The organism is Morganella sp. Je.2.23, from assembly GCF_051129855.1.
GTDB classification, from domain to species: Bacteria; Pseudomonadota; Gammaproteobacteria; order Enterobacterales; family Enterobacteriaceae; genus Morganella; species Morganella sibonii.
The window spans coordinates 1-1077 of record NZ_JBCPSQ010000023.1; the positions used below are offsets into that span (position 1 = coordinate 1).

1 protein-coding gene is annotated in these 1077 nt (G+C 46.1%); it reads left to right on the plus strand.

Translation table 11 applies throughout. From position 1 onward, the window contains the following. Nucleotides 1–194 precede the first annotated feature (194 nt). Nucleotides 195–899 carry an IS6 family transposase gene (locus AAZR23_RS20680; RefSeq protein ID WP_434694500.1) on the plus strand — a complete coding sequence of 235 codons (705 nt, stop codon included), beginning with the start codon at nt 195–197 and terminating at the stop codon, nt 897–899. The last annotated feature ends 178 nt before the right edge of the window (nt 900–1077 follow it).

Genomic DNA, 1077 nt, shown 5'->3' on the forward strand with positions numbered 1-1077 from the left:
GCGAGTCGCATGGTGTAGTACTCCCGGTAGCGCGGGTCATCCGTCAGTCCGTCACGGCTTACCAGACTGTCAAGTACGGCAACAGGGTTATATTCGTCATAAGAGAATCCGCCGGTTTTCCCGGTATGGCACTGTTGCAAAGTTTGCCTGACCCATTATGCTGAGTTAACCAGTCCGCTGCTGAGGCTCTCCGCATGAATGCATTTAAAGGTCGTCATTTTACCGGCATTATCATCCTGTGGGCAGTCCGCTGGTACTGTAAATACGGCATCAGCTACCGTGAATTACAGGAAATGCTGGCCGAACGCGGCGTGAATGTCGATCACTCCACCATTTACCGTTGGGTTCAACGTTATGCGCCTGAAATAGAAAAGCGACTTCGTTGGTATTGGTGTAACCCGACAGACCTCCAAAATTGGCATTTGGATGAAACCTACGTGAAAGTAAATGGCAAATGGGCTTACCTCTATCGTGCGGTTGACAGCCGTGGGCATACCATTGATTTTTATCTCTCGCCTCGTCGCAACACCAAAGCGGCTTATCGGTTTTTAAGAAAAATATTTAATCGTGTCAAAAAATGGCAAATTCCGGGTGTCATTAATACGGATAAAGCCGCGCCTTATGCCCGCGCACTTAACCTCTTAAAACAAGAGGGGAAATGCCCATTTCACGTTGAGCACCGACAAATCAAATTCCACAATAATGTTATCGAGTGTGACCACGGTAAATTGAAGCGCGTTATAAATCCTGCTTTGGGATTTAAATCGATCAAAACGGCACATGCGACGCTTAAAGGAATTGAAGTGATGTGTGCGCTTCGCAAAGGTCAGGCTAAGCACTTTTATTATGACCATCCGTTAGGAGAAGTGCGCCTGGTGAATCGGGTCTTTGGTTTATAGCCGCCCCTGGGCGGGCAAGCTCAACCCCACCACGTTATTTGCAACAGTGCCGTAAAAATCGCGGTTGATTCAATCAACCGCGATAGAAACACAAATAAAGGCACTGAAATTATCAACGTGTTTGGGTATTAGTTTTTTATTTTTTCACTTTATGAACGATATCAAAGTACTTAGTTTT